The sequence below is a fragment of the Microbacterium sp. EST19A genome, assembly GCF_019969685.1.
Classification (GTDB): domain Bacteria; phylum Actinomycetota; class Actinomycetes; order Actinomycetales; family Microbacteriaceae; genus Microbacterium.
In genome coordinates, this window is sequence record NZ_JAHXYZ010000001.1 from 490,297 (window position 1) to 513,981 (window position 23,685).

General features: G+C 66.4%; 29 protein-coding genes and 1 tRNA gene. 9 read left to right on the forward strand and 21 right to left on the reverse strand.

Annotated features, from left to right (window positions below; genetic code table 11):
• Positions 1–38: 38 nt before the first annotated feature.
• Positions 39–1,025, reverse strand: coding sequence for an aldo/keto reductase (locus LC452_RS02510; RefSeq protein WP_223622445.1), 987 nt, complete (start codon positions 1,023–1,025; stop codon positions 39–41).
• A gap of 92 nt (positions 1,026–1,117) precedes the next feature.
• Between LC452_RS02510 and LC452_RS02515 the strand changes: the two genes are divergently transcribed.
• Positions 1,118–1,423, forward strand: coding sequence for an NIPSNAP family protein (locus LC452_RS02515; protein WP_223622446.1), 306 nt, complete (start codon positions 1,118–1,120; stop codon positions 1,421–1,423).
• Between the two features lie 116 nt (positions 1,424–1,539).
• Here LC452_RS02515 and LC452_RS02520 read toward each other — a convergent pair whose 3' ends face one another.
• From LC452_RS02520 to LC452_RS02530, 3 genes are all read right to left on the reverse strand, one after another.
• Positions 1,540–2,412, reverse strand: coding sequence for an SDR family NAD(P)-dependent oxidoreductase (locus tag LC452_RS02520; protein WP_223622447.1), 873 nt, complete (start codon positions 2,410–2,412; stop codon positions 1,540–1,542).
• A gap of 69 nt (positions 2,413–2,481) precedes the next feature.
• Complete coding sequence (locus LC452_RS02525; protein WP_223622448.1) at positions 2,482–3,048, reverse strand: TetR/AcrR family transcriptional regulator; 567 nt, start codon at positions 3,046–3,048, stop codon at positions 2,482–2,484.
• Between the two features lie 9 nt (positions 3,049–3,057).
• Positions 3,058–3,978 carry a LysR family transcriptional regulator gene (locus tag LC452_RS02530; RefSeq protein WP_223622449.1) on the reverse strand — a complete coding sequence of 307 codons (921 nt, stop codon included), beginning with the start codon at positions 3,976–3,978 and terminating at the stop codon, positions 3,058–3,060.
• A 106-nt stretch (positions 3,979–4,084) separates the two neighbouring features.
• Between LC452_RS02530 and LC452_RS02535 the strand changes: the two genes are divergently transcribed.
• Entirely contained in the window at positions 4,085–4,897 is an 813-nt protein-coding gene (locus LC452_RS02535; protein ID WP_223622450.1) for an inositol monophosphatase family protein, read from the forward strand.
• Positions 4,894–5,565 (forward strand): NADPH-dependent F420 reductase, encoded by a 672-nt coding sequence (locus tag LC452_RS02540; protein ID WP_223624681.1) that lies wholly within the window; start codon positions 4,894–4,896, stop codon positions 5,563–5,565. The genes LC452_RS02535 and LC452_RS02540 overlap by 4 nt, the downstream gene beginning before the upstream one ends.
• A 46-nt stretch (positions 5,566–5,611) precedes the next feature.
• Here LC452_RS02540 and LC452_RS02545 read toward each other — a convergent pair whose 3' ends face one another.
• From LC452_RS02545 to LC452_RS02565, 5 genes are all read right to left on the reverse strand, one after another.
• A complete protein-coding gene (locus tag LC452_RS02545; RefSeq protein WP_223622451.1) occupies positions 5,612–5,776 on the reverse strand; it encodes a hypothetical protein in 165 nt (54 codons plus the stop codon).
• Positions 5,773–6,753 (reverse strand): zinc-binding alcohol dehydrogenase family protein, encoded by a 981-nt coding sequence (locus LC452_RS02550; protein ID WP_223622452.1) that lies wholly within the window; start codon positions 6,751–6,753, stop codon positions 5,773–5,775. The genes LC452_RS02545 and LC452_RS02550 overlap by 4 nt, the downstream gene beginning before the upstream one ends.
• On the reverse strand, positions 6,750–7,196 hold the full coding sequence (locus LC452_RS02555; protein WP_223622453.1) for a MarR family winged helix-turn-helix transcriptional regulator: 447 nt from the start codon (positions 7,194–7,196) through the stop codon (positions 6,750–6,752). The genes LC452_RS02550 and LC452_RS02555 overlap by 4 nt, the downstream gene beginning before the upstream one ends.
• 70 nt (positions 7,197–7,266) lie before the next feature.
• Positions 7,267–8,304 (reverse strand): methionine synthase, encoded by a 1,038-nt coding sequence (locus LC452_RS02560; RefSeq protein WP_223622454.1) that lies wholly within the window; start codon positions 8,302–8,304, stop codon positions 7,267–7,269.
• Positions 8,305–8,324: 20 nt separating this feature from the next.
• A complete protein-coding gene (locus tag LC452_RS02565; protein ID WP_223622455.1) occupies positions 8,325–9,317 on the reverse strand; it encodes a DUF1852 domain-containing protein in 993 nt (330 codons plus the stop codon).
• 72 nt (positions 9,318–9,389) lie between these two features.
• Here LC452_RS02565 and LC452_RS02570 point away from each other — a divergent pair, with 72 nt between their 5' ends.
• Positions 9,390–10,331, forward strand: a complete 942-nt coding sequence (locus tag LC452_RS02570; protein WP_223622456.1) for a LysR family transcriptional regulator — start codon at positions 9,390–9,392, stop codon at positions 10,329–10,331.
• A 701-nt stretch (positions 10,332–11,032) separates the two neighbouring features.
• Here LC452_RS02570 and LC452_RS02575 read toward each other — a convergent pair.
• The 4 genes from LC452_RS02575 to LC452_RS02590 all read right to left on the reverse strand — a co-directional run bounded on the left by LC452_RS02575 (position 11,033) and on the right by LC452_RS02590 (position 13,308).
• Positions 11,033–11,287: a hypothetical protein gene (locus LC452_RS02575; RefSeq protein WP_223622457.1), complete on the reverse strand. Its 255-nt coding sequence runs from the start codon at positions 11,285–11,287 to the stop codon at positions 11,033–11,035.
• Between the two features lie 254 nt (positions 11,288–11,541).
• A complete protein-coding gene (locus LC452_RS22160) occupies positions 11,542–12,018 on the reverse strand; it encodes a response regulator transcription factor (RefSeq protein ID WP_374197754.1) in 477 nt (158 codons plus the stop codon).
• Between the two features lie 169 nt (positions 12,019–12,187).
• Positions 12,188–12,727, reverse strand: coding sequence for an RNA polymerase sigma factor (locus LC452_RS02585; RefSeq protein WP_223622459.1), 540 nt, complete (start codon positions 12,725–12,727; stop codon positions 12,188–12,190).
• A complete protein-coding gene (locus tag LC452_RS02590) occupies positions 12,727–13,308 on the reverse strand; it encodes a hypothetical protein (protein WP_223622460.1) in 582 nt (193 codons plus the stop codon). The genes LC452_RS02585 and LC452_RS02590 overlap by 1 nt, the downstream gene beginning before the upstream one ends.
• 180 nt (positions 13,309–13,488) lie before the next feature.
• On the opposite strand from LC452_RS02590, the gene LC452_RS02595 reads away from it, so the two are divergent.
• The 5 genes from LC452_RS02595 to LC452_RS02615 all read left to right on the forward strand — a co-directional run bounded on the left by LC452_RS02595 (position 13,489) and on the right by LC452_RS02615 (position 17,267).
• Entirely contained in the window at positions 13,489–13,878 is a 390-nt protein-coding gene (locus tag LC452_RS02595) for a hypothetical protein (protein WP_223622461.1), read from the forward strand.
• A gap of 56 nt (positions 13,879–13,934) precedes the next feature.
• Positions 13,935–14,510 (forward strand): hypothetical protein, encoded by a 576-nt coding sequence (locus LC452_RS02600; protein ID WP_223622462.1) that lies wholly within the window; start codon positions 13,935–13,937, stop codon positions 14,508–14,510.
• Between the two features lie 95 nt (positions 14,511–14,605).
• Entirely contained in the window at positions 14,606–15,610 is a 1,005-nt protein-coding gene (locus LC452_RS02605; RefSeq protein WP_223622463.1) for a hypothetical protein, read from the forward strand.
• A gap of 17 nt (positions 15,611–15,627) precedes the next feature.
• A complete protein-coding gene (locus LC452_RS02610; protein WP_223622464.1) occupies positions 15,628–16,221 on the forward strand; it encodes an ATP-binding cassette domain-containing protein in 594 nt (197 codons plus the stop codon).
• A 140-nt stretch (positions 16,222–16,361) separates the two neighbouring features.
• Entirely contained in the window at positions 16,362–17,267 is a 906-nt protein-coding gene (locus tag LC452_RS02615) for a hypothetical protein (RefSeq protein ID WP_223622465.1), read from the forward strand.
• A gap of 252 nt (positions 17,268–17,519) precedes the next feature.
• Here the strand turns inward: LC452_RS02615 and LC452_RS02620 are convergent, their stop codons facing one another.
• From LC452_RS02620 to LC452_RS02655, 8 genes are all read right to left on the reverse strand, one after another.
• Entirely contained in the window at positions 17,520–17,906 is a 387-nt protein-coding gene (locus LC452_RS02620; protein ID WP_223622466.1) for a hypothetical protein, read from the reverse strand.
• Positions 17,906–18,343, reverse strand: a complete 438-nt coding sequence (locus tag LC452_RS02625) for a hypothetical protein (RefSeq protein WP_223622467.1) — start codon at positions 18,341–18,343, stop codon at positions 17,906–17,908. The genes LC452_RS02620 and LC452_RS02625 overlap by 1 nt, the downstream gene beginning before the upstream one ends.
• 103 nt (positions 18,344–18,446) lie before the next feature.
• A tRNA-Ser gene (locus tag LC452_RS02630) sits at positions 18,447–18,537 on the reverse strand.
• A gap of 57 nt (positions 18,538–18,594) precedes the next feature.
• Positions 18,595–19,641 (reverse strand): hypothetical protein, encoded by a 1,047-nt coding sequence (locus LC452_RS02635; protein WP_223622468.1) that lies wholly within the window; start codon positions 19,639–19,641, stop codon positions 18,595–18,597.
• A 37-nt stretch (positions 19,642–19,678) separates the two neighbouring features.
• Complete coding sequence (locus LC452_RS02640) at positions 19,679–20,518, reverse strand: ROK family protein (protein WP_223622469.1); 840 nt, start codon at positions 20,516–20,518, stop codon at positions 19,679–19,681.
• Positions 20,515–21,327: a carbohydrate ABC transporter permease gene (locus LC452_RS02645; protein WP_223622470.1), complete on the reverse strand. Its 813-nt coding sequence runs from the start codon at positions 21,325–21,327 to the stop codon at positions 20,515–20,517. The genes LC452_RS02640 and LC452_RS02645 overlap by 4 nt, the downstream gene beginning before the upstream one ends.
• Positions 21,317–22,273, reverse strand: coding sequence for a carbohydrate ABC transporter permease (locus LC452_RS02650; RefSeq protein WP_223622471.1), 957 nt, complete (start codon positions 22,271–22,273; stop codon positions 21,317–21,319). Before LC452_RS02650 ends, LC452_RS02645 begins: the two co-directional genes overlap by 11 nt.
• Positions 22,270–23,661 carry an extracellular solute-binding protein gene (locus LC452_RS02655; RefSeq protein ID WP_223622472.1) on the reverse strand — a complete coding sequence of 464 codons (1,392 nt, stop codon included), beginning with the start codon at positions 23,659–23,661 and terminating at the stop codon, positions 22,270–22,272. The genes LC452_RS02650 and LC452_RS02655 overlap by 4 nt, the downstream gene beginning before the upstream one ends.
• Positions 23,662–23,685: the final 24 nt, after the last annotated feature.

A 23,685-nucleotide genomic window follows, 5' to 3' on the forward strand; every position in this document is an offset into this window, starting at 1 on the left:
GAAGACGATAGCCGTCATCGCCGGGGACGCCCCGCGCTCTACCAGGCGTAAGCCTCGGGGGCCTGTCCGCCAGGACCGGGGAAGATCTCGTCGAGTCTGCGGAGATCGTCTTCGCTGAGCGTGATATCCAGGGCCGACACGGCCGATTCGAGTTGCTCGACCGTGCGCGGACCGATGATCGGTCCGGTCACGCCGCGCTGGTGGAGAAGCCAGGCGAGACCCAGCGAAGACGGGCTCCACCCGCGCTCCTTCGCGAAGAGCTCGTACGCGTCGACCTGGTCCTGGCGCTCGGCGCGCTGGGCTGCCACCCGCTCGGTGTTCGACCGCGCCTTGGCATCCGACGATCCGCCGCTCAACAGCCCGCCCGACAGCGGCGACCAGGGCAGGATGCCGAGACCGTAGTTCTGCGCTGCGGGAATGACCTCGAGTTCGATCGAGCGCTGGGCGAGGTTGTAGAGCGACTGCTCGCTCACGAGGCCGAGGAAGTTGCGCTGCTGCGCGATCTCGTTCGCCTGCGCGATGTTCCACGCCGCGAAATTCGAGCTGCCGGTGTAGATGACCTCGCCGCGGTTCACGAGCACCTCCATCGCCTGCCACAGCTCCGGCCAGGAGATGTGGCGGTCGATGTGATGGAACTGGTACAGGTCGATCCGGTCGGTCTGCAATCGGCGCAGCGACGCGATGGCCTCCCGACGCACCTGCCAGGCGGACGCACCGCGAGAGTTGACCACGTCGCCGTCCGAGGTCGGGGCGACCATCGGGGAATGCACCTTGGTCGCCAGCACGATGCCGTCGCGCGCGCCGGGACGAGCCGCGAACCACCGGCCGATGATCTCCTCGGTCGCACCTCGACCCGCCGACCCGCCATAGGCGTTCGCCGTGTCGAAGAAGTTCACGCCCAGTTCGAGCGCGCGGTCCATGATCGCGAACGCGTCTTCCTCAGTCGTGCGTTCACCGAAGTTCATCGTGCCCAGCACGATCCGTGAGACCGAGGTACCCGTGCGACCCAGCTGCGTGTAGTCCATGGTTCCGAGCCTATGGAGGATCGCGGCCACGCGCGCCCCCTGGACGCCCTCGGGCGCGAGTGCTACAGGCCGTGCTCTGAGAGGATGATCGGATGATCACCGTTCACCTGCGCTATGAGATCGACCCCGACAAGCTCGACGACTTCACCGAGTACGGACGCACGTGGATCCGGCTGGTCGCGAAGCACGGCGGTACCCACCACGGCTACTTCCTGCCCAGCGAAGGCGACAGCGACGAAGCATTCGCGCTGTTCACGTTCCCCTCGCTCGCGGAGTACGAGGTGTACCGGACCGCCTCGAAGACCGACCCCGAGTGCATCGAGGCGTTCGATTTCGCTCGCAGAACCCAGTGCATCCGCCGCTACGAGCGCCGTTTCCTCAGTCCGGTCTTCGACTGAGATGTGCACAAGGAGGTGACGTCTGATGTGCTCATCGTCCGACTTCCTTGCTCTCTTGTTCTGTGATGGACCTGCCCCGACGTCGAGGCAGGATGCTGCTGCGTGCCCCGGAAGGCTCAGCGCTTCTCCTGGGCGAGACTCTTGTTCTGGCTGCGCAGCATCGCGTCGAGCAGCCGGTCGGACACGATCCGAGGCATGAAGGTGAACATCGCGCCGTCGCGGCCGATCGTGTACCGGGTCTTCGGCCGCCGCGCGTTCACCGCCTTCGAGATGACTGCGGCGGCATGCTCAGGAGAGACACCGTCTCGCGCGAACCCCTCGGCCTGCGCGATGAACGCCCGGCTGAGCTCGGCGTAGCGTCGCCGCTGCTCGGGGGTCATGGTGTCGGTCACGCGCGCGGCCGCCGCGAGCCCGCTCTCGGTGAGGTTGGTGCTCACCGCTCCGGGAGTGATCTTCACGACGGCGACGCCGAACGGTTCGACCTCGCGACGCAGCGAGTCCGACACCGCCTCCATCGCGAACTTGGCGGCGGAGTACGCCCCGAAGTTCGCCATGGCGACCCGGCCGCCGACAGAGGTGACGTTCAGTACGCGACCGCGGGTGGAGAGGAGAGTGGGGAGCAGAGCGCGGATGAGTGCGATCTGGCCGAAGACGGAGACGTCGAACTGGAAGCGCCAGTCGTCGAGCGACAGCACCTCGACCGGCGCGTTGACCGCGACGCCCGCGTTGTTGACGAGGACACTCAGAGGGCGGCCGGCGGGGTCCTGAGCCACACGCTCGACGAGTGCGGCGATGTGCTCGTCGTTCGTGACGTCGAGAATGATCGGTTCGATCCGCGACGAGGCGATCCTGTCGCCATCAGACCGCTTGCGCACTCCCGCGAGCACGTGGAAGCCGTCGGCGGCGAGGCGCACCGCGGTCGCCCTGCCGATCCCGGTGGATGCGCCGGTGACGATGGCGAGCCGTTGAATTTGAGTTGACGTTGTCATATGCGTGACCATACGGCCATTCATCTGACACTGTCAACTCAATGGTCGGGTCCCCTGTCGTCCTCCCCGTCAGCCGAGCAGCGCGATCAGTCGGCGCACCAGTTGATCACCCGTCGTTCCCCACTTCGCCTCCCCCAGCTGCCTGCTTCTCTCCATCCCGGCGATACCGTGAGCGCTGGACATCAGGAGCGCTCCCGTGCTGCGCGCCTCCTCGTGGCCGACGACCTCGGCCACCACGGAGAGGAAGACATCCTGAGACTTCGAGGCCGCGGCGACGATGGACTCCGGGTCGCGCGACGGCGTGATGAACATGAGACCGTAGAGATGCGGGCGCGTGCGGGCGACCGTGAGGAAGACGAGCACCGCGCGGTACAGGCGCTCATCGGGCGTCGCATCCGCATCCGCCGTCACCCGCTCGAGCTCGGCGGTCATCTGCGTCCACCCGCGGATCGCGAGGGCAGCGAGCAGCTCCTCCTTGTCGGCGAAGTGACCGTAGGGAGCCCCTCTGGAGACGCCGGCCTTGGCGCCGACCGCCCGGAGCGTCACTGCATCGGGCCCACCTTCGTCCAGAAGTCCGGACGCGGCATCCAGCAGGGCGCGCCCTGTCGCGGCCGCGGATTCAGCCCGTGAGATCATCCCAGGATTCTATCTGACACCGTCAGATCGACCGTCGACCACCGCGAGGACGGCGTCACGGACCAGTTGACGCAGCCACCCGTGCGCCAGATCGGACGAGAAGCGCTTCGGCCACGCGAGAACGATGGGAACGGTCGGCAGATCGACCGGAAGAGCGAAGCCGCGCAGCGCCCCGTCAGCGATGAGGCGGCCGGCGATCGCGGACGGCACGGTGACGACGGCATCCGTGTCGCGGACGATCTCGAGGGCCCCGGCGGTCGACACCAGGGATGCGACGACACGACGTCGACGATGCGCCGCGGCGAGCGCGGTGTCGACGGAGTCCTCGAATCGACCCCGTCGCGACACGATGACGTGCGGCACCGACACGTATGCGTCGAGGTCGATATCGGCATCCAGCATCGGGTTGCCCCGGCGGGCGAGACCCACCAGCCGATCGTCGGCGACGTGATCGAAGGCGATGTCGCCGGGTCCGGATGCGGCGGACCCGATCTCAAGGTCGATGAGCCCGCGGGCCAGATCGGTCGTATCGAGCGGTACCTCGCCGAGGAAGCGGAAACGGATGCCGGGCGCGACGCTGCTGACGTGCTCGACGAGAGCAGGTGCCAGCGCCGAGGTGAGGGCGTCGTGGGAACGGATGGTGAAGGTGCGCTCGAGGTCGGCGATGTCGAGACGGGTTTCGGGCGCGAGGACCGCGCGCGCTCGGAGGACGAGGGAGCGCACCTCCTCGTGCATCTCCAGCGCACGGGGCGTTGGCCGCATCGTCCGCCCCGACCGCACGAGGATCGGATCGCCCGTGGCCTTGCGGATCCGCCCCAGCGTGCGACTGACCGCGGGCTCGGAGAGATGCAGTCGCTCGGCCGCCCCCGTCACACTCTGCTCGTCGAGCAGTGCGTCGAGCGTGGTGAGCAGGTTCAGATCCAGTTGCATGTGGGTAATTCTACCTATGCATGGATTGTCTTTGACGTTATTCCCGCACGGTCGTAGCTTCGGACGTGGCGGCGCATCACGTCGCACAGAGAAGAAGGGCAGAAAGATGATCGACGACGTTCCCGGAGGAGAGGATCGCGAGATCCTCGCGCGGATGGTCGAGGCGGTGGAGTCCGCCGGCAGCGTGCTGCTCCGGCGCTATTCTCCTGCCGCCCGCATCAGCGACGGAGAGTCTCTGCTGGCGGCCATCGACGCGAACGACGAGGCATCGACAACAGTCCTCCGCCCCGCTCTCGAGCACGCACGGCCGAGCGCCCGCTGGGATGACGATGAAGAGGGCACCGGCCCGCTCGGCGCCGGCGAATGGTGGGTCACGGATGCCGCGGAGGGCAACGTCAACCACATCCACGGCTCCTCGGGCTGGGCCGTGACCGCGACGCTCGTGCGCGACGACGTTCCTGTCCTCACCGCGGTGCACATCCCCCTCGCCGGCGAGACCTACACAGCCGCACAGGGCGGCGGCGCGTTCCTCGACGGGGCGCCGCTCAGCGTCTCGCAGAAGACGGACCTCGCGGCCGCCCTCGTCTCGACGGGGCAGGCGAAGCCCGGCGAGGACCCTCAGGTCCGCCGCCGTCTCAGCGCCTCGATCGACGCGCTGCTCGACCACGCACTCCTCGTGGCCGCCGCCGTCCCGGCGACCCTGCAGATCCTCCCCGTCGCCTCCGGGCACACCGATGCGTTCTGGCAGTACGGCCAGATCCGATCGGGCCTCGTCGCCGGAGCGCTGCTCGTCCGCGAAGCGGGAGGCGTCGTGCTCGACGCACGGGGTGCGGACTGGACGCTCGCCAGCGACGCATTCGTCGCGACGACACCTGCCCTCGCCACCGCGATGACCGCGGCACTCTCACTGATCCCCTGACCCCCGACCGAACACGAAAGAAGACACACATGAACACCATCAGCATCCTCGGCTCCGGACGCGTCGGAACCGCACTGGCCACCGCCCTCGCGCAGAACGGCGCCGCCGTCGTCATCGGAACCCGCGACCCGGAGCGCGTCCGCACCGAGTGGGCAGGGACCGACGTCGAGGCGACCGACATCCATGACGCGATCGATCGCTCCGACGTGATCATCAACGCCACCCCCGGCGACACCAGCCTCGAGCGCTTCACCGCGCTCGCAGACCAGCTGGCCGGCAAGATTCTCGTCGACGTCTCCAACGCGACGACGCGAGGCGACGACGGAATGCCGGGCGGACTCGTCTACCAGGGATCGAGCCTCGGCGAGCTCCTCCAGCGGGCGCTCCCCGACGTGGCCGTCGTCAAGACCTTGAACACGATGCTCTTCTCGGCGATGGGCTCGCCCGCCAGCCTGGGGTCCGCCCCGACAGTGTTCCTCTCCGCAGACGACATCGACGCCAAGGCACGTGTGCGCGAGCTCCTCGCCGCTCTCGGCTGGGACGAGACGTGGATCGTCGACCTCGGCGGCATCGAGACCGCGCGCGGCACCGAGGCGTTCGCGCTCCTGGTGCCCAGCCTGCTCGGCGCGCTGGGGTTCGCGCCGTTCGCGCTCTCGATCGCGCGCTGATCCGGCACCTGGCCGGAAGGGCGATGCGGTACCGTCCGGCGCCCGACTAATCAGCGCCGTCGCGGGGAAGCGGCCGATCGAGATGGATGCCCGGTGACGCGGGGGCCGTCTCGTCGTGCGGCGAATCGGCGTCCCGCGCCTTCTGCCCGGATCGCTCGGCGGCGCGGGCCGCGAGCACCCGGGCCTGAGCGATCTCGAGCGAGCCGATCATGGGAGGACCACGCCCTTGCCTCCGACGACGCCCGCCTCCATGTCGCGATGCGCCTGCACGATCTCGTCCATGGCGTAGACGCGCCCCACCGGTATCCGCGCGGCTCCGGCGGCTACCGCATCCAGGTAGTCCTGGAGCACCTGGGCTTCGAGGTCGGAGGCCTCACCCGAGTACGCCGTGAGGCGCACCCCGTTGGGGAGCCAGTCCATCGGGTAGAACTCCGGGATCGTCCAGTCATCCGAGAGCATCCCGGTGAAGCACACCGTGCCACCGGTGCGCACCGACCGGAGGGTGTCTCGCATCACGTTCACGCCGACGAGCTCGATGGCACCGTCGACCCCGCCGGGCACGAGTTCACGGGCGCGCGCGGCGACGTCACCGTCATCGATGATCACGTGGTCGACCCCGATCGACTCCAGCAGCGGGCGCGCCTCCTCGCGGCGCGTGGTCGAGACGACGGTGAGCCCGCGCAGCTTCGCCAGCACCGCGGCTGCGAGGCCGACGGATGAGGTGCCGCCGCGGATGAGTACGGACTGCCCGGCCTGCGCCTGCAGACCGACCTGGAGCGATCCGTTGGCCGTCTGCAACATCTCGGGAACCGCTCCGAGCTGCTCCCACGGCAGCTCGCTGCGGAACGGGATGACCTGCGCGGCCGGCACCACGACGTACTCGGCGTAGCCGCCGTCGAACTCCCTCCCCATGCCGCCCATCATCGTCATCACCTGCGTTCCGTGAGCGAACTCGCCTCCCGGCGCCTCCATCACGACGCCGGTGGCTTCGATGCCGGGGATGCGCGGGAAGCTGCCGCTGTACGCAGCCCCTCGGCGGAAGTGCAGCTCGGAGCGGTTCAACCCGAACGCCTTCACTCTGATCAGCACCTCGCCGCTCGCGGGCGTCGGTACGGTGACCTCGCGGATCTCGAGCGCCTCCGGACCGCCCGGATGCTCGACGACCACTGCCCGCATGGTGCCGCTCATGCCGCGGCCCCCTCTCCGGAAGAGGCGAGCCGCGCCTGAAGCGCACCCAGGACCGCCGTCGCTGCGGCGAGGTCGACGTCGCCGACCAGTCGCTCCAGAGAGCGGGCGAGAGCACCCTCCCCCTCGCTCCTCGCCCGCTCCCCGGTCTGTGTGAGCGTGATGAGCGACGAACGCCGGTCATCCGGATGCGGCTCCCGTGCCGCCAGTCCATCACGCTCGAGCCTGTCGACGAACTTGCTCGCGGCCCCGATCGTGATGCCGAGGTCACGGCTCAGCTCATTCACCCGTGCCGCGGGCGAGTGACGCACGATCACGCGGAGCGCCTGCAGCGTTCCGAGCCCCAGGCCGGTCTCACGCTGGAGCTCGCGCTCCGCGGTGTTCCAGAGGTCGGTCTCGTACCGGACGAGTGCGTCGAAGAAGTCCATATGAGTTGTAACCGGCATCCGGCAACTATATTCCTTGGAAGATAGTTCCTGCAGCGTGGTCTTCGACTGATCGCACGCCGGCCGACGGTCAGCGGCTCCCGGCGGCGAGCTCGTCGCGAAGGAGGCCGGCGCCGGCACTGAGCGCGCGCAGCTTCCCGCGCGCGACGCCCCGAGACAGCGGCGCGAGGCCGCAGTTCGTGCTGGGGATGAGCTTGTCGGCGTCGACGAAACGAAGCGCGTTCCGAAGAGTGTCCGCGACCTCCTCCGGAGTCTCGATGACGTCGCTCGCGACGTCGATGGCGCCCAGCATCACCTTCTTGCCCCGGATGAGCTCGATGAGATCCAGAGGGACGTGCGAGTGGTGGCTCTCCAGCGAGACGGTGTCGATGCTCGAACTCTGCAGCAGCGGGAACGACTTCTCGTACTGGCGCCACTCCGCCCCGAGGGTCGCCTTCCAGTCGGTGTTCGCCTTGATGCCGTAGCCGTAGCAGATGTGCACCACGGTCTCCGCGCGCAGCCCCTCGGCCGCCCGCTCCAGCACCGCCACCCCCCAGTCCTGCACGTCATCGAAGAAGACGTTGAAGGCCGGCTCGTCGAACTGGATGATGTCCACCCCCGCCGCCTCGAGCTCCCTCGCCTCCTCGTTGAGGATCGTCGCGAACTCCCAGGCGAGTTTCTCCCGGCTCTTGTAGTGGCGATCGTAGAGAGTGTCGATCATCGTCATCGGGCCGGGCAGTGCCCATTTGATCGGCTGATCGGTCTGCTGGCGGAGGAACTTCGCGTCTTCTACGAACACCGGCTTCTCGCGGCTCACAGCCCCGACGACCGTCGGCACGCTGGCGTCGTACCGGTCGCGGATCCGGACCGTCTCGCGCTGCTCGAAATCGACTCCGGAGAGATGCTCGATGAAGGTGGTGACAAAGTGCTGGCGCGACTGCTCGCCGTCGCTGATGATGTCGAGGCCCGCGTGACGCTGCTCCTCGACGGTGATGCGCAGCGCATCCTGGGTGCCCTCGACCAGGGCATCACCCTGCAGTTTCCACGGAGCCCAGAGGGTCTCGGGCGAAGCCAGCCAGGACGGTTTCGGCAGGCTGCCGACGATCGACGTGGGAAGAAGCGTGTTCATGATCGGCGATTCTCCGTGGGTCATCCGACGAGAACGAGGGAGTCGGCGGCCCACCGCTCGAGGAGGTCTCGGTGCGGCTTCATGAGATGCTCGTCCGCATACTTCCCCTGCTCGGCCGCGAGACGACTGCGCTCGTCGCGGTCGTACGCGATCTTCGTCACCGAGTAGTCCTGCTGGTCGAGAGTCGGCTGGTAGACGCTCGCGGCGGCCGAGTTCGCGTTGTAGATCTCCGGGCGGTAGATCTTCTGGAACGTCTCCATCGTGCTGATCGTGCCGATGAGCTGGAGATTCGTGTAGTCGCCGAGCAGATCCCCGCGGAAGTAGAAAGCCAGCGGCGCGACGCTGCCACGCGGCATGAAGTAGCGGACGGAGAGCCCCATCTTCCCGAAGTACGCGTCGGTCAACGAGGGATCCTTCTGCTCGTACTCGACACCGAGGATCGGGTGATGATTCTCGGTGCGACGGTAGGTCTTGCTCGTCGAGACGCTGATGCAGATCACCGGCGACACCGTGAAGCGCTGCTGGTACGTCTCCGACTCGAGGAAGTGCTGGAAGAGCTTGCCGTGCAGGTCGCCGAAGTCCGCAGGAACGGTGAACCTGCCTGCGGCCTCAGTGGCTGCCGGCAGCCGCACGCTGAAGTCGAAGTCGCGGACATAGGACGAGAAGTTGTTCCCGACGATCCCCTGACTGCGCTTTCCGGTGAGACGGTCGAGGATGCGGATGTCGAGAATCTCGAGCAGAGGGAACTCCTGGTCCTCACCCTCGGCGGCGAACTGCACCGCGACGGAGATGATCTCGAGTTCGAGGGTGTAGCGGTCTCGGTTCGGGTTGTCCCACTCCGCCAGATCGTTGAACCGCCGGTCGATCATCGTCAGCGCGTTGCGGAGGTTCTCCTGACGATGCTCACCTCGCGCCAGGTTGGCGAAGTTCGTGGTGATCCGGGAACTCTCGGAGGGTGAGTAGTCCTCGTCGAAGCGGGTCGTCGTGATGCGGAACGTGAAGTCGTGCGCCATGTCTCCATGGTGCGCTCCTCGACCTGTTATCGAGAAATGTTCTCTGACTATGGCATGCCATAGTCTTCAGCTATGGCAAAGCGGTCCAGCGGCATCACCCTCCAGCAACTCACCTATTACATCGAGGTCGCGGCGGAGGGTTCGATCAGTGCCGCCGCCGACCTGCTCTACGTCGCCCAGCCCACCATGTCCGCAGCGATGAAAGACCTCGAGAGCCGGGTGGGGCGAGTCCTCCTCCTCCGTTCCGCCCGAGGAGTGACACTCACCACCGACGGTGCGGAGTTCCTCGGCTATGCCCGGCAGGTCGTCGAGCAGGTCGCGCTCCTCGAACAGCGCTATCTCGGCCGGCCGCCGTCACGACGCCTGCTCGGGGTGTCGACGCAGCACTACTCGTTCGCTGTCGACGCCCTGGTCCGGATGGTCAAGGCGAGCTCGGCGACCGAATACGAGTTCTCCCTGCGCGAGACGCGCACGTGGGACATCATCGAAGACGTCCGCACTCTCCGCAGTGAGCTGGGCATCCTCTACCGCAACGACTTCAACCGGAACGTCATCGACAAGCTGCTCCGGGACTCCGGGCTCGCGTTCCGCCCGCTCTTCGTCGCCGAGCCGCACATCTTCATCTCCCGCAAGAATCCCCTCGCATCCCGAGACCGCGTGACCCTCGCCGATCTCGCCGATGTGCCGCGGCTCACCTTCGACCAGGGTGCGAACAACTCCTTCTACTTCGCCGAGGAGATCCTCTCCACCCTCTCCAGCCCGCAGGAGATCCGGGTCTCCGACCGCGCGACCATCTTCAACCTCATGATCGGGCTCGACGGCTACACCATCTCGACAGGCATCATCAGCGATGATCTCGACCCCGAGATCGTCGCGATCCCGCTCGACGTCGACGAACGCATCGAGATCGGCTGGATCGCCCACTCCGCGATCCCGCTCACCGAGCAAGCGCAGCGCTATCTGTCAGAACTGAGAGCGGTCGTCGCCGGTTTCGGCGTGACGTTGCTCGGCTGAGCAGGCCTGGGGACCCAGCGGCCTACCGTCGCATCCTCTTCACACCACGGCAGGCCGCCAGCCTGCAGGGTTACCCCCGGCTTTCCCCAGAAAGCCGGCGCGCGCTGCAACGGGCCACGATACCTACCTCGCGGCTGGATCGAAGGGGGTTGACAGTCCCCCGAGGGTCAGCAATACCGTGTGGTTGATCGCACGTGACAGCGATCACGGGCCGGTGAAGTCCCCAGCAACACCGGCAGGTGGTCCCGAGGGTTCCCCAGACCTGTCGGGACCGCCCTCGGCGTTGCGCCTATCGCGCGCCTCCAGTTCTGGAAGCACAGCATCGCGTCGAGCAGCCGGTCGGACGCAATGCGCGGCATGAGGGTCAACATCGCGCCGTCGCGGCCTATCGTGTAGCGGGTCTTCGGTCGCCGCGCGTTCACCGCCTTGGAGACGACCCCGGCCGCGTGTCAGATGAGACGCCGTCTCGGGCGAGCCCTCGGCCTGCGTGATGAACGCCTTGCCCAGCTCGGCGTAGCGTCGACGCTGCTCGGGGGTCATCGTGTCGGTCAGGCGCGCAGCCGCCGCGAGCCTGCTCTCCGCGAGGTTGGTGCTCACCGCCCCGGCAGCAGGACTCCCGTGTCTCCGATCAGGGTCTGGATCTGAGCCGTCATCTCCTCTCGGCTATACGCAGCCTCACGGTGCTCGACGTCGCCCGCCAATCAGTACTGAGTCAGCACTTTCGCGACGTCGTTCGAACTGGCCGTCGCATAGAGCAGGGTGCGCTGGTTCTCGGCATCCCATTCCGTACCTGCCACGCCGAGCTCGGGGTGCTCGACCTGCGCCTGGGTGAGCAGCTGCAGCACGCGCTGGTCCGCGTTGCCCGGGGTCTGGAACTGCTCCGGAACGGGACCTGCCTCTGCTAGTTCGGCAGGGATGTTCCCGTCATAGGGGATCAGGTAGTCAGGCGCCGGCACTGCATCGGCGGCTGTCGCGGTTGTCGCGACTGGTACGACGAGACACAACGTTGCGACGGCGACAGCCGTCAGGCTCATTCGCCGACGAAATTACTTATGACATGATTGGTTTGTCATCTTCTCCACCTTCAGTATGTTTCGCCTCAGAACGCTGCACACCCAAGAGCCGCGTCGGCGAGGCAATGGACATGCCCTCCAAAATGGCGGACATGATGGACGGTCAGTGACACCGTAGATGGTTGCTCCAACTCCGGCTATGTGGCGACAGCCCCACGCATTTCTTCGGTCGCTCGCACCTCCCGTCCGGCAGATACCCGAGCGCGCACCAAGCGGGAGTGCTCATGTGGCGGGGATAGTAGGCCGCAGACGCGAAGAGCTTCGAGTCGTGTGCTGACCTGCAACGCTGCGTAGGCGTCGTGAAGATGCCGTTTGACGGTTCCCACGGATATGACGAGAGCTTGTGCGATGTCCCTATTGGTCGCGCCATGAGCTGCATGGGAGAGCACCTGCAGCTGTCTTGGGGTGAGTTGGTTATGCGTTGCTCCGCGCGTCATTCCGATTCTCACTTCCGTGAGCAGCGCTCGGATGCCACCGCCTGCCGAAATGTGACGGACGAAAGCGGGAGTCGTGCGTCGACTGCAACCCGGACTCGTGCAACAAGATAGTGCGGACGCACCCAGTGCGTCGGGCCTGCCGCGGCGAGAGGACGGTTGGATCGCTGACCAGCACATCGTCCGGGCGCAACAAATTCGCCTCCGGATCAGCCATCCGCTGCACCCGGTGGCCCTCTGAGAGGAGAACGTGTTCCACAGCGTCGGCCAGGAGCTCCGATGCCAGACACACGCTTACCTGGGGTCCAAGACTCCGCAAGGTGTCGTTCCGCCGATTGGCGGAAAGCTCTTAGGAGTCAGTCTCGAGGGTGAGGTCGGCCCGGAGCTTGGCGCGTGCACGGGAGTACCTGCTGCGCACGGTCGCCGGCTTCTTGCTGAGGATCTTCGCGGTCTCCGCCAGGGAGAACCCATCCCAGTGGACGAGCTGGATGATCTCGCGATCGCCCGTAGGAAGTGCTTCGAGCGCTTCCCACACGTCGTCACGCACAGGGCGAGAGTCGCCGCTGACGAGCGCTTCCCCCTTGAGCGTCTCGCTGAGCTTTCGCCTGCGGGAGACTGCACGACGATGGTTGGCGAGGACGTTCCGTGCGATCCCGAACGTCCACATTCGAGCATCGACGGGCTCAGACGGCATGGCGTCGACCTTGCGCCACATCGTGAGCAGCACCTCGCCGGTGAGGTCCGCCGCATCGTCGGTGGAGACAACCCGTCGAGCGAAGTAGGCGAATAGTGCGCGCTTGCTCTCGTCGATCAGGCGAGGAAGTTCGAGCCTCTCGCCGCTCCACATCGACACCAGGGCATCGACGGACTCGTCTGGACGGCCGGACATCAGTGACGCACCCATGTGCAGGTCGAGGTACCGGACGTGCCGATCCCGACTCCGTCCAGTAGTTCGCTCGGGATCTCCTCCACGACGGCCGTGACAATGCCGGTGGACACGGTCACCTGGTCCAAGTCCTCCTGGGTGAGCTCGGAATCGACGTCAGCGTCGCCCAGGTTGGTGGGATTCTTTTCGCCGAGGTCGTAGCCACGCTGACCGATTCCGGTCCAGTCGTGGGAGGAGATCCACTCTTTGGCCTCAGTGACGTTCGTGCCGTCCCAGGAGGTGACCGCGAGGGAGTAGGTGCACTCGACTGCGTTTCCCTCATCGGTGACGTAGGAGATCGGGATGACCGCGTCAGGTGTGAAGTTCGGTGCGACGTAGACCGCTGCCGCGGTCGCGAGAACCCCGACGCCCAGAACTGCACCTACAGTGGCTGCGATGCGGGCGCCCCGCCGACGACGCGGGGGTCGTGCGTGCTGTTCGGCCGCGTTCGTGGCGACACGTTCAAGCATCGCGTCCAGGAGTTCCGGCGACTCCGCCCACTTGTCATATGGAGTGAGCAGCCGGTTGAGCTGTGTGTCGTCCATGGGTTTCCTCCGATGATCCGTTCACTACTGCTCATGTCCGATCATCGCCGAAGTGTTGCATCGATGCTGAAGAACCTCGGGAATTGCACGATATGTATCCATCGATACATATCGCCCTACGCGCGCGTGTTCCACCCTCGAAGCAGGTCAACTTCGACCTCTGAGAGAAGTGAGGAATCCATGAGTCGTACGCATTCAGCGGCGCCACGCCGCCGCAGCAAACGTCCCCTCGGCATCGCTGCAGCCGCAGCGATCGGAGTGATGGGACTCGTCGGCGGCATCGCCGCACCCGCCATGGCGTGGGGCACCGTCTCGGTAGGAGCGCCCGCGGGCTGTACGGGTCATGCGACGGGCAAGAGCTGGAAAAGCGGTTCGACCGCCTACGCCAGCACCGCTGAGTCAGGAAACCTCTGCGTCGCGATCGTCCCTGTTCACGCCGGCCTGCGCCTGTCCGGCGGCAGCACCCTGTGGAACGGTACCGCCGGTGTGAGCTTCGCTCAGGCGTCAGCACTCGCAGCGAACGGCTACGTCGGTGGATGGCACGTCTGGGGCGCAAAGGTCGCGAGTTGAGCCGATTCTCTAGGGGCCCGCTGCTCAGGACCCTCGTCATCACGAGTGCCGCGAGCATGCTGTTTCTGACCGCATGCTCCGCACAGGCGCCGGGTCAGAGTGGCGGGTCCTTGACGGCCGAGCAGATCACGAGCACCGCGGATATGTTCCGCGAAGACGGCAACGAGTGGCTGGCTGGGTTACTGGAGGACGGTGAAGTGGATGCCTCCGACTATGCAGCCGCATCGGAGCGCTACGCGTCGTGCATGCGCGATCTCGGATACGAAGTCCCTGCGCCCATGGTGAACCCCACGAATTCGATGACGCACATCTACGACATCGACATGGGCACACGCGATCCGGATGCCTTCGGGGAGGACGACCTCTCGTGCAAAGATCCTGACTTGAATGTCATTGAGGCGGCCTATCTGAACACTGGCAAACAGCGAATGGATGAGTCGCTTCGCATTGCTGCGCAAGAATGCATGTCCAAGCTGGATTACGAGATCCCGGACGATGCGCGCGACATTCGCGCCTTCAGCGGTGACCCTGCTGCTGACGAAGGTGTGCAGCGTGAAGCCGCCGCGACATGCATCAATGACGAGGCGTTGCGACTCTTCCCGGACCTGCCGTATGTCGGAGTGGCGTATTGAACATATCCGCTGGGCAATCCCCGCGCCGACGCCGCGATGTAGCCTTCTGGGTCGTCGCTGCATGCTGGCTTCTGGCGCCAGTCATCGGCGTTGGGTTGCTCTATCAACACCTCTCCACGAAGACCATCGTCGCGACTCAAGAAGTCTGGGCCCCGGCGCTCAGCGCCGAAGAAACGCGCGCCCAGACGGTCGGTCTCGCACTCGAGTGGAGCGACGGTGCCGAACTACCCGCGCCGGCGTGGTCAGGCATAGTCGTTCGCGTCTTTGTCCAGCCTGGCGGCATTCTCAAGAGTGGGGAGGCGGTCGTCGATGTCGATGGCGTGAAGCGTATCGCGGCTTACATGAACGTGCCGCTGTACCGTGCCCTCCTCCCCGGATCCACCGGGGAGGACGTCAAGTCGCTGCTCGAGTTCCTCCGCGGCCAGGGCATCGACGTCCCGGATAGCGACCGACTCAGCTGGGACACATGGCTGCAGGTCTCCTCATTCGCGAAGTCCATCGGCGTCGACACCTCCCAAGGGTTGCAGGCGTTCGATCCAGGATGGCTGGTCTTCATCCCGGCGGCCGAACTCACCGTCAGCGAAGTGCACGTGAAGGCCGGTCGACCAGCTCCCGCCAGCGGCGAACCCGTCGTAACAGCCATGGACCAACTCATGTCGGCGCACATCGTCACTCCCGAGGCAATCGCTGAAGTCACCGAGGACAACCCCATCACCCCAGAAGCCATTGCTTCCTCCACCTTCACTGTTCCCGAAGACGCCGTCGTTCTGGTCGGCAAGAATGAGCTCGCAGTCGACGAAGCCCGGACCGCAATCGATCCCGCAGCGCTCCCTCAATTAGCCGCCGGCGTCGTACAGGGGTCTCTCACCTCATCCGCGCGCGTCGTCACCCCTCAGGCTGCGGCGATCGTCGTGCCCGCAGCCGCAATTCTCACCGGCACTGACGGAACCTGTGTCGTCGTCCGCGATGGACAGAAGCGCCGAGTAGTGGCCGCCGAGACGATCGAGTCAGTCGACGGCACCTCTCTCATCTCCGCGAAGGTGAAGTCCGGCGAGAGCGTGCTGGTCAATCCCACAGCAACAGGCGCAAGATGCGCATAATCGCAAGAGACCTCGGCATGAGATTCGGCTCCCGATGGCTATTCCAGGGCCTGGACTTTGCGTGGGAGCCTCCCTCTTTCGTGAGCGTCACCGGTCCCTCTGGTTCTGGCAAAACGACACTTCTTGGCGTCATCTCCGGCTCCATCCCATCGACAGCCGGTGAATGCATCGCAGACACCGATGAGAGCGGGGCTCCGTCCTCCGCTGGATGGATCGTGCAGAACAGCCCCCTTCTTGTCAGCCGAACAGCGCTGGAGAACGTGGCGCTCGGTCCTCTCTTTCAGCGCGTTCCACAGCCCGAAGCGCTGGCCCGGGCAGAGCGAGAGATGGCCCGCCTGGGCATCGAACATTTATCGAGAGTCCGCGCCAAGAAGCTCTCCGGTGGCGAGCGTCAGCGGGTCACTGTCGCTCGCGCTCTCGCATCCCAGGCTCGACTGATTCTCGCCGATGAACCCACGTCCTCTCTCGACGCGGAGGCGAAGATACGGGTGGCGAAGGCACTGCGTGCCGCGGCCGACAACGGTGCCCTTGTCATCATGGCGACGCACGATAAGGACGTGGCGGCCTTCGCCGACAGAGTGTTTGACATCGGCCAGAGAACTACCCGATGAAGATCGTCGATTGCGTCTCCGAATCGATCAGCAACACCTTCGCCCGCCCGCTTCAGACAGCCGTGATCGCCGTCCTCTCGGTGACCCTGGCCTTCGCAGCATTCATCCTCCCGTGGGCGACCGTCTCCCAGGCGCACGCCATGCTCGAGCAGGACATCGCCGAGGGGCGATCGACCATGGTGGTCGGCAGCAGCGGGGGACGAATCTCCACCGAGCGCTGCGATCTGTTCCGCTCGGTTGCGGGAGTCACCACCGCCGGCGCCGTCCTGCGCACGATCGAGTTGAGATCCGCTGGCGGCCGCCCGATCTCCGCAGTGCTGGTCACTCCCGGGCTTCCAGTTCTGCAGTGGCCAGAGCTCCCGGATCTCACCCCGGGGAGCATCGTGGCGCCTTCGACAGAGAACGCTCTTACAATCGGGGTTCCCACCGCCGTGATCATCGACGGAACCGAGCACCACCTCACGGCCGGTGGTGCCGCCATCTCGGCGGGTCGCATCTCCAGTCTTCACTCGATGGTAATGATCCCGTCATCGATCCAGAACGTGGCGTCCGAATGCTACATCGAGGCGACTCCGGGTGCCGAAGCAGGGATCGTCGCGGTCGCCGCAGCATGGTTCCCCGCTACGGAGGGTGCCCGCACCATTCCTTTGGTACCGGGGAAGCCAGCTGGAGCGACGAGCCAAGAGCTCCTCTCCTCCAGCCCTCAGCTCTGGGTCATTCTCTGCGCCGTCGGCACCATCGTGTTCGCTGTGGGGTCCTCAGTCTGGAGCCGGCGGCATGACTTCGCCGTCTACCAACAACTGGGTCTCTCGCACCGCGGTTCGCTGGTGATGAGCCTGGTCGAGTCCACGATTACGGTCTACATCCCTGGCGCAGCCGGGATACTCGCCGCTGTTGTCATCGCCGCCTTCGGTGACGTGCGCACGGAAGCACTCGAGTTCGCCAGCGCCTCCGTTGTGATGTTCCTGGTGGGTACCGCGCTTGTACCGATGGCCTCGGCACTCATCTGTATCTCTGTCGGCCGTTCGAGCGCGGGGAAGCTCTGACCGCAACGCACGACGTTCTGCGCGGGTCGCTTAGTTCTGGGTACTCTACGCGCGACTGACGCGTCGGTTGTCCAGAGGATCAGCGGACCTATTCTCGTTGGATCGGGAGCCTCGTTCCTTCTCGTTCGCCGGAGAACCGCCAAAGGGATATCCCGCGAAATCTGGGCGATAGTTAGAGTCGCGCTGGCCAGCTGCCAGAAGCGATGAATTGCGCGACACCTGCCGCCCCGCCGCGCCGCGAGGGAACGGGCGTCATCGGAAGTTCTTCGACGAGTCTGTATCGTTCGGGTGCGACGGGGATGCCTCAAGCAAGATGACGCGGCCCCGCTTCTTCGCCTTCGGGTCAGGCTCATCCACGGCATAGCGGAGCCTGGCGCCATCGGTGACCTTGTACTGCCATACGGGCAGGGTCTTGCCGTCGACGACCGCCGTCGCCAGGTTCCCCTTCAACTGATAACAGCGCGAGCTGTCGAACCGTGTCGGATGGACTGTCAGGTAGTCCCAGGCGTCAACGAGCGCGTTCCTCGCCGTGGCCCCGAGATCACGCCACCCGCGTTCGGCCGCATTGTCCCCGAAGACGATCTCGCACTCGCTCCCCTTCGTCGGCCGCGGAACCGCTGATCCCCGCTTGCCCGCCATTACGGGCGCTCGACCCGCACAGGTTCTTCCAGCAGCTCAATCGGCGTCGCCGGCCGCATACCCATCGCGTAGGCCGCAGCCGTCTCGCGCCACTCCTGCTGGGCGCGCAGCAGGCGTTCGAACGTGCCCAGCTCGCTCGCCGAGTACACCAACCGCTCGATCTCCTTGGCGTAGGAAACAAGCTCGCCCTCACTGAACTCGCTCGTCCATGCGAACAGCTCTTGGAGCGCAGCGGTGACATCGCCCTTTTTTCGTCCGATCGCACGAAGCAGCTCGCTGGAGAGCTTCACGCCGTGCTCGAGCGTCTCGAGGTCATGGTCGCGCAGAATCACCAGGTCTTCGCCATCCCGACGGGTGATGCGCACCATGCCCTCGTCGACATGCGCGAGGACGTCCTTCGGCTTACGGAGGAGGTCGGTGAAAGTTGCGGTGCTCATGACTACAGACTACATCAGATAAACCTCTGAGGTCTGGGTCGCGGCTGAGGCATGACGAAGGCCCCGCATCCCAGTGTTTCCAAGGGAGTCGGGGCCTTCGTGGTGGCGGTGACGGTGGGATTTGAACCCACGGTAGGGGGTTACCCTACACAACTTTTCGAGAGTTGCACCTTCGGCCGCTCGGACACGTCACCGCGGAACAGCTTACGCGAGACCGGCCCGCCGCGCGAATCCGTGAACCAGCGGGAATCTCACCAGGCGGAGGCGACTTCGGCGTGCGTCCGGAGGATGCCCTCGGTCGACCCGGCCGGCGCTCGCCCGATGCCGCACTCGGTCGCGACGCCGAACTCGGGCGCGAAAGTTGCAGCGGCGGCGACCCGTCGTGCCGCACCCTCGACCCCGTCCTCGCGGTGCACGACTCCGAGGTACAGCTCCTCCACCGGAACCAACCCCGCGAGCGGCGCGAAATACGCCTCGTCGTCGCGCGTGATCGGCACCGGCAGGTGCAGCCACGTGATCGATCGAGCGGATGCCGCGACCACGGCGTTCGCGTAGCGGACGAGGTTCGCGGCATCCGTCGGCTCGAAGAAGTGCTTCTCCCCCGCGTCGCCGTAACAGAGGTGCACGCCCACCTCGACGTCGGTCGGCACGGCATCGACCAACGCGGCGAGGCTCGAGACGAGGCCGTCGAACGGGTCGCCCGGCCACCAGGCCTCCATGAGGGCTCCGTATCCCGAGGCCCGCTCGATGATGCCCATCTCGCTCGCGACGTCCCACTGCACGGCGAGGTCGTCGTGCGGGATGGCGGCGAGGATCTCGTCGAGCTCGCGCAGGATCGCCGCCGTGTAGACGGGCTCGATCGCGGCGCGGTCGTCGCCGTGGAAGAACGACGAGATCACGGCGAGCGGCGTCGGCAGCGAGACCTGGAAGCGGATGCCGGCGGGCACGGCCCCTTCTTCACGGAGGCGCGTGAACACGGCATACGACTCGATGGCCGCCGAGGCGTAGCCGAGGGGCGGGAGCGCGATCGCGGCGGCATCCGTCCCTTCTGCGATGCGCAGGCCGCGGGCGTCGATGCCGGCCGGAAACGGGATCGGCTCGTCGCCGATGCGCTCGATGCCGTCGGCCTGGCCGATCACGTCGGGCTGGAACATGATCCAGTGGAACCGCTTGCCGACCTCGCCGTCCGGGAGTCGCCGCAGGTGCGAGCCGAGCAGCTCCACGGCGGTGCGCATCGTGGTCTCGGCATCGTCAAAGTTCACGCTGCCTACGAGGAGGGCGCCCTGCGGCTGAGTCATCGCTCCAGAATATCGACGGTCAGGCGGCGGGCGGGGGTCAGTCGGCGAGCGCGGCCGCCAGGTGAGCAGCGCCGACGCATCCGGGCTCGTCCAGCTCCGCCTGCACGAAGACCACCGGTGCGCCCATCGGATCGGGGTCCGCGAACGCCTCCCGCAGCGCCGGCGCGAAGTCGTCGAAGTTGGCACTCACACCGCCGCCGAACACGACCGTGTCGGGTGCGTAGGCCCGCGTGACGTTGCGGATGCCGCGAGCGAGCATCTGCCCGTAGTCGTCCCAGCGAATGCGGCCGTCGGTGGTCCAGTACTTCGGGATGCTGGTGCCGCTGCACAGCTCCTCCCAGCATCCGACCTGACCGCAGTAGCAGCGGTCGACGCGTTCGAGCGCGCCGGTTCCGATCAGCAGGTGCCCGCCCTCGGGGTGGAAGGCTGCGGCCCCCCGGAGCGCGCCGGTCGCCCGCGACACGACGGCGACGCCGATCCCGGTGCCGAGCGTGACCATGGCCATGACCTCGGCCTCGCGTCCGCCACCGCGCGCGAACTCTCCGAACGCCGCGCCCATCGCGTCGTTCTCGACGACGACCGGCCGGCCGAGGGCGGCCTCCACCTCGTCGACCCACGCGGATCCCGACCAGTCGGGGAGGGTGTGCGGGTTGTGCACGATCCGCGTCCGCACGTCGACCGGGCCCGTGATCGCCATCCCGACAGCGGCGACCGGCTCCTCACCGGCCACCTCACGGACGAGTGCCAGCATCGTCTCGGCCGGCCGCTCACCCGCCCCCAGAGTCGCAGAACGCACCACCGTGCGAATCTCCGCACCACCGTCGAAGAGCGCGGCGCGGATGTTCGTCCCGCCCATGTCGACGCCGATGACCTTCACTTGCCCGTCCCCGCCGTCAGTCCGCTGACGATGTGCCGCTGCGCGAAGATCGCGAAGATGATCACCGGCGCCATGGCCAGCAGCGATGCAGCAGCCAGCTGATCCCATTGGATCGAAGCGTAGCCCTTGTATGCGGCGATCGCGATCGGCACCGTGGGGTTGTTGAGGGTCAGCGAGAGCGCGAGCGTGACCTCGTTCCAGACCGTCACGGCGATGAGCACGGCCGTCGTCGCGATCCCCGGACGCACGATCGGCAGGTACACCCGCACGAGGGTCGCGAACCGCGAGGCGCCGTCGATACTGGCCGCCTCGGCGAGCTCCGCCGGCACCTCCTCGAAGAAGCGCAGCAGCAGCCACATCGCGAGCGGCACCATGAACACCTGATAGGCGAACGCCAACCCGAGCGGAGTGTCGTAGAGACCGACGTTCTGCAGCAGGGCGAACATCGGGATCGCGATGAGGAAGTCGGGCAGCAGGTAGGCGAGCAGCAGCCAGACGACGACACCGGACTTCCCCCGCACCCGGAAGCGCACGAGGGCGTACGCGGCCGGCACGGTGACGAGGAGCGAGAGGACGACCGTGAGCGCGACCACGACGACGCTCATGATCATCGACCCGACGAAGTCGCTGTTCTCCCAGACCGCGGCGAACGCCTCGAACGACGGCGCCGAGAAGAAGGTCGGGCCGTTGCCGGCAGCGGTGTTCTGCGTGGCGAGGTTCAGCGTCCACACGAACGGGAAGATCGTGGCGAGCACGGCGAGCGCGACGAACACGCCACGGCCGATCCGACTGGAGAGGCTAGAGCGCACGTCGTCCTGCTTTCCGGATGAGGCCGACGACGGCGAGCACCACGACGATCAGGAGCGTGTAGGTGATCATCATCGTCATGCTCTCGCTCATCTTGAACTCGCGGAACGCGGTGCGATACGCGAGCATCTGGGTGAAGTCGGTGGACTGGGCAGGGCCCCCGTTGGTCGTTCCGAAGGCCAGGGCGAACACCTTGAGGCAGTCGACCGTGCGGATCGCCGCGACCGTCAGCAGGATCGGCACCATCATCGGCAGCGTGAGGTACCGGAAGCGCTGCAGCGCGTTCGCGCCGTCGACGTGCGACGCCTCGAACGGCTCCTTCGGGAGACCGGCGAGACCGGCGCTGAGGATGATGAAGACGAAGCCGGTCTGCCACCAGGTGTCGATGCCGGCGAGCGCCGGCAGGGCGGTGGTCGCAGATCCCAGCACGTCGACGCCCGAGAGTCCGATCTTCCCCAGCAGGAAGGGGATGACGCCCAGCGTCGGGTCGAGCATCACCTTCCACACCAGCGCGACGACCATCCCCGACACCATGAGCGGCAGGATGAAGATCGTGCGCAGCCACCCGAGACCCCGGGTCATCGACTGCACGGCCATGGCGATCGCGAGACCGAGGACGATCTCGAACACGACGGCCAGCACGGTGAACAGCGCGGTGCGGAGCAGCGAGGCCCAGAACTCCCCATCGCCGAGGAGGGCCGCGTAGTTCTCGAGCCCCACGAAGTCGAACCGCGATCCCCAGTTCCAGTTGAACAGGCTGAGCGAGAGCGAGTAGACGATCGGCACGACCGAGGTCAGACCGAGGAGCACGATCATCGGCACGAGGTAGAGCGCCGCTCCCCCGCCGGATGCCGCTCGGCGGGGAGCCGGCCCCTTCCCGGGGACGACCCCGGGGCGACGCGCGCCCCGAGTGCCGTCCGTCGTGACGAGGAGCTCGGTGGCGGTCATTCGAGCGCCGACTTCATCTGCTCGTTCGCCCGGGAGAAGACCTGCTCGGGATCATCGCCGTTCGCGACCGCCAGGATGCCGTCGACGATCACGAGCACGCCCGGCTTCCAGTTGGCCCGCAGCACCGCCGTCGTACGGGCGGTGGCCGCGGCATCCGTCGTCACCTCGACGAACTCGGGGTTCAGCGACTCGAGATACGCGGCGTCGGATGCCGAGGACTGACGCGGCGCTCCTCCGGTGTAGGTGCCGAGCTTCGCGGTCATCTCCTTGCTCGTCGCCCACTGCAGGAACAGCCAGCTCGCGCCCTTGTTCTGCGCGTTCTTCGCCATGGCGAGTCCCCACGACCACACGCCCGCGCTGCCTTCGACGTCTCCCGCGGGGATGGCGGCGTAGCCGACGTCTCCGCTGATCGTCGAGGTCTCGGAATCTTCGAAGCCGGGCCCGAACACGCTCGCGTCGATGAAGAACGCAGCCTTGCCCTGCGCGAAGAGGCTGGTCGCGTCGGGCCAGTCGATGTTGAAGCGGTTGCTCGGACCGGCCGCGATCAGCGCCGCATAGTCGGAGAGGCCCTTCACGATCGACGGATCGGTGAGCCGCGGCTGATCCCATGCACCGTCGAACCACACGTTGTACGGCGACTCGATCTCACGGTCCAGCGGCCATTGGTTCAGCACCATGCCGGTGATCGTGTCGCGGGGCCCGTCGGAGCGCACGCCGCGGACGACCGAGCCGAAGACATCGCCGTTCCCCTCGGCCGTGACCTTCTGCGCTGCGGCGATGAGGTCGTCCATGGTCTCGGGCACCACGCCTCCGAGGTACTCGTCGACGATCTGCTTGTTGTAGAAGAGGATGTACGACTCCGTGGCGATCGGGATCTCGTAGACGGCGGCATCCGCTTCTCCGGCGGGGAACCGCCCCGGGTCGACGAGGCCCGCCGGGAAGTCGTCGAAGTCGTAGTCGTCGCTGGTCAGGGACGCGTTCTCGAGGTAAGGCGACAGCGGCTCGATCAGGTCGGCGTCGAACTGCGTGGCGGCGAAGTCGTCCATCGGCAGCATGTAGACGCCGGGCGCCGAGCCCGAGCGGACGGCCTGCTCGACCTTCGCGGTGTACAGATCCTCGGAGTAGGTGTTGAGCGACACCTTGATGCCGGTGAGCTTCTCGAACTCGGGCAGGTGCTCCTTGATGCCGGTCGTCCAGGGGTGCTCGTTGAGCATCACCGAGATCTCCTGACCGTCGTAGCGTTTCCAGTCGAACGCGCCGGAGGCGTCTTCGGCGTCGTCGGAGCCGGAGCCGCCGCCCATCCCCGCGCTGCAGCCGGTGGCGGCGAGGGCGAGTCCGGTGAGCGCTGCGACGGCCTGCACTGCCCGTCGTCTGTTGCGTGGGTACATGAGTGGCTCCTAGTTCGGGTCGGT